This is a genomic window from Mitsuaria sp. TWR114, from assembly GCF_007997345.1.
Genome location: NZ_VOSR01000285.1, coordinates 1 through 2,933 on the forward strand (window position 1 = coordinate 1; position 2,933 = coordinate 2,933).

General features: G+C 69.9%; 3 protein-coding genes. All 3 read right to left on the minus strand.

The features are described 5' to 3' along the window. Nucleotides 1–45: 45 nt before the first annotated feature. From FUT87_RS12025 to FUT87_RS12035, 3 genes are read right to left on the minus strand one after another with little or no spacing between them, the layout of a single operon-like run. A complete protein-coding gene (locus tag FUT87_RS12025; protein ID WP_091734050.1) occupies nt 46–693 on the minus strand; it encodes a septation protein A in 648 nt (215 codons plus the stop codon). Nucleotides 694–715: 22 nt separating this feature from the next. Beyond that, on the minus strand, nt 716–1,171 hold the full coding sequence (gene msrB, locus FUT87_RS12030) for a peptide-methionine (R)-S-oxide reductase MsrB (protein ID WP_091734049.1): 456 nt from the start codon (nt 1,169–1,171) through the stop codon (nt 716–718). Continuing rightward, on the minus strand, nt 1,168–2,691 hold the full coding sequence (locus FUT87_RS12035; RefSeq protein WP_147241073.1) for a YdiU family protein: 1,524 nt from the start codon (nt 2,689–2,691) through the stop codon (nt 1,168–1,170). The genes msrB and FUT87_RS12035 overlap by 4 nt, the downstream gene beginning before the upstream one ends. Nucleotides 2,692–2,933: the final 242 nt, after the last annotated feature.

The following is a 2,933-nucleotide window of genomic DNA, read 5'->3' on the forward strand; positions in this document are numbered from 1 at the left end:
CCGCCGGGTTCGGCGCCGACGAAGGGGAAGGTCCCGCGCCGCCGCTCATGGCTTGGTCTCCTCGGCCGGGGCCTCGCTCTCCTGCGGCAGGTGCCGGCTCATGTAGACGCCCTGGCCGAGCGTGAACAGCAGGATCAGCCCCGTCGACCCGAAGGCCTTGAAGTTGGCCCAGGCCTCGGTGCTGTACGAGTAAGCGACGTAAAGATTCGCAAAACCCATCGCGGCGAAGAAGGTCACCCAGGCCCAGTTCAGGCGCGCCCAGACCGGATCCGGCAGGTGCAGCTCGGCGCCCAGCATCTTGCGCAGCAGGTTCTTGCCGAGGAAGAGATGGCTGACCAGGAAGGCCGCGGAGAACGCCCAGTACAGCATCGTCGGCTTCCACTTGATGAAGGTCTCGTTGTGGAAGTAGACGGTGGCCGCGCCCAGCGTCATCACCAGCCCCAGGCTGACCCACAGCATCAGGTCGACCTTGCGGCGGCGCAGCTTGAGGTAGAGCACCTGGGCGATGGTGGCGAACATCACGACCAGGGTGGCCAGCAGCACCGGCGCCTCGGTGGGGCCGACCTTGCCGCCGGACACCAGGAAACCCAGGTGCTCGGTCGCGAAGGCCGCTGCCCACTCCGGCTGCCCATCGGCGTACTTGAACGTGACGAAGAACAGCAGGAGCGGCAGGAAATCGAGCAACAGCTTCATTCAGGGACCAGTTCGGCAGCGCTCAGCGCTGGGGCTCGAAGTCTATCGCGGCCGAATTGATGCAGAAGCGCTCGCCCGTCGGTTCCGGGCCATCGGGAAAGACGTGGCCCAGGTGGGTGCCGCAGCGGTTGCAGCGCACCTCGACGCGCACCATGCCATGCGTCTTGTCGACGACGCGCTCGATGACCTCGGCGTTGATCGGCTCGTAATAGCTGGGCCAGCCGCAGCCGGCGTCGAACTTGGTGTCGGCCTGGAAGAGCGGCGTGCCGCAGCCGACGCAGTTGTAGCGGCCGGCCTCCCAGTGGTCCCAGTACTTGCCGGTGAAGGCGCGCTCGGTGGCGGCGTGGCGGGCGACCTGGTACTGCGTCGGGTCGAGCTGCTCGCGCCACTGGGCATCGGTCTTCCGGACGGGGTAGGCGGTGTCGCGGTCGCGGTCGACCTCGGTGGCGTTCTCGGTGAACTTGTCGTAGCGGCTCATGATGAACAGGAAACCTCTAGCGTTTGCGCCCAGTCGGGCGGGAAGTCGGCGTCGGACGCCTGGGCGGGCGCGTCGAACGGGCGGCGCAGCACCTCCAGCAGCCGGCGCACTTCGTCGAAGTCGCCGGCCTCGGCCCGCTGGATCGCCGTCTCGGCCAGGTGGTTGCGCAGCACCACCGCCGGATTGACCGCGTCCATGCGAGCGGCACGGGTCGCATGTGCGTCCGCCGGCTCGATCTTCAAGCGCGCCGCGTAACGCCCGGCCCAGGCATCGAAGGCCGCGCGGTCCAGGAACAGGTCGCGCAGGGCCGCATGGGCGGGCGCCTCGACCGGCTGCGCCGGATCGAAGCCCGACAGGCGCCGGTGCGCGATCGTGTAGTCGGTGCGATGGGTGGCGAGCAGCCGCAGCCAGTCGTCGATCAGCGGGCCGTCCTCGCCGCGCTCGTCGACCTCCGCGCTCAAGCCCAGCTTCGCGCGCATCGCGCCGAGCAGCGCGGTGCCGAAGCGCTCGCGGTAGATCTCCAGCGACTCGATCAGCGCATCGCCGGCCGCCTCGGCGTCGGTGTCGACGCCCGGCATCAGCGGCAGCAGCGCCTGGGCCAGCGCATGCAGGTTCCAGAACGCCACCTGCGGCTGGCGCGCGAAGGCATAACGACCCTGATGGTCCGAGTGGTTGCAGATGTGGCCGGGGTCGAAGCCGTCCATGAAACCGAAGGGGCCGTAGTCGATGGTCAGGCCCAGCATCGACATGTTGTCGGTGTTCATCACGCCATGCATGAAGCCCACGGCCTGCCACTGCGCGACGAGTTCCGCGGTCTGCGCGGCGACCTTGGCCAGCGCGGCGGTGACGGGATTGGGCGCGGTGGCGCATTCCGGCGCGTGGTGGCGGATGAAGAAGTCGAAGAGCTCGCGCGTGCGGGCCTCCATCCCGTGGTGGGTGAAGTGCTCGAAGTGGCCGAAGCGCAGGAAGCTGGGCGCGACGCGGGTGACGACGGCGCCGGTCTCGACGCGCTCGCGCTGCACCTTCAGCGTGGTGGAGCCGGTGATGGCCAGCGCGCGGGTGGTCGGGATGCCGAGCGCGGCCATCGCCTCGGAGCAGAGGAACTCGCGGATCGACGAGCGCAGCACCGCGCGGCCGTCGCCGCGACGCGAGTAGGGTGTCAGGCCGGCGCCCTTGAGCTGCAGTTCGAAATGGCCGTTCGGGCCGTCGACGCCGCCCAGCAGCAGCGCGCGGCCGTCGCCGAGCTGGCCGGCCCACACGCCGAACTGATGGCCGCTGTACACGGTGGCCAGCGGCTTCATGCCGGGCAGCGGCGCGTTGCCGCTGAAGGCCGGGAGCATCTCGGGGCGGGTCCACCAGTCGGCGGGCCAGCCCAGCAGGGCGGCGCAATCGGGGCTGGTGGCGACCCAGTGCGGGTCGGGGAGGCCGGTGCCGGGCAGCTCGGTGTAGAAATCCGGCCCCAGACTCGCGTATCGATGGGTCCAGCGGGCCAGCCCGGCCCCTTGCATTGGCGCATTCATCGGGGCAGTTTACCGAGCACCCCTTGGCCCCTTCGCAGAGGGGGATGCTCTCGGGCGGCGCGCTGCCACTGGCTCCCTCGCCCGCTTGCGGGAGGGCGGGGGGTGAGGGCCAGCGGCCGTGCCCGGTCAGCCCAGCTTGAAGCTCGCCACCGCGTCGACCAGCTGTGCCGACTGGTCCTTCAGCGACTCCGCCGCCGCGGCCGATTCCTCGACCAGCGCCGCGTTCTGCTGCGTCATCTGGT

What these genes read in the sequence shown, in the direction of transcription:
- FUT87_RS12025 (WP_091734050.1), bottom strand. Translation starts at nt 693, where the DNA reads ATGAAGCTGTTGCTCGATTTCCTGCCGCTCCTGCTGTTCTTCGTCACG.
- msrB (WP_091734049.1), bottom strand. Translation starts at nt 1,171, where the DNA reads ATGAGCCGCTACGACAAGTTCACCGAGAACGCCACCGAGGTCGACCGC.
- FUT87_RS12035 (WP_147241073.1), bottom strand. Translation starts at nt 2,691, where the DNA reads ATGAATGCGCCAATGCAAGGGGCCGGGCTGGCCCGCTGGACCCATCGA.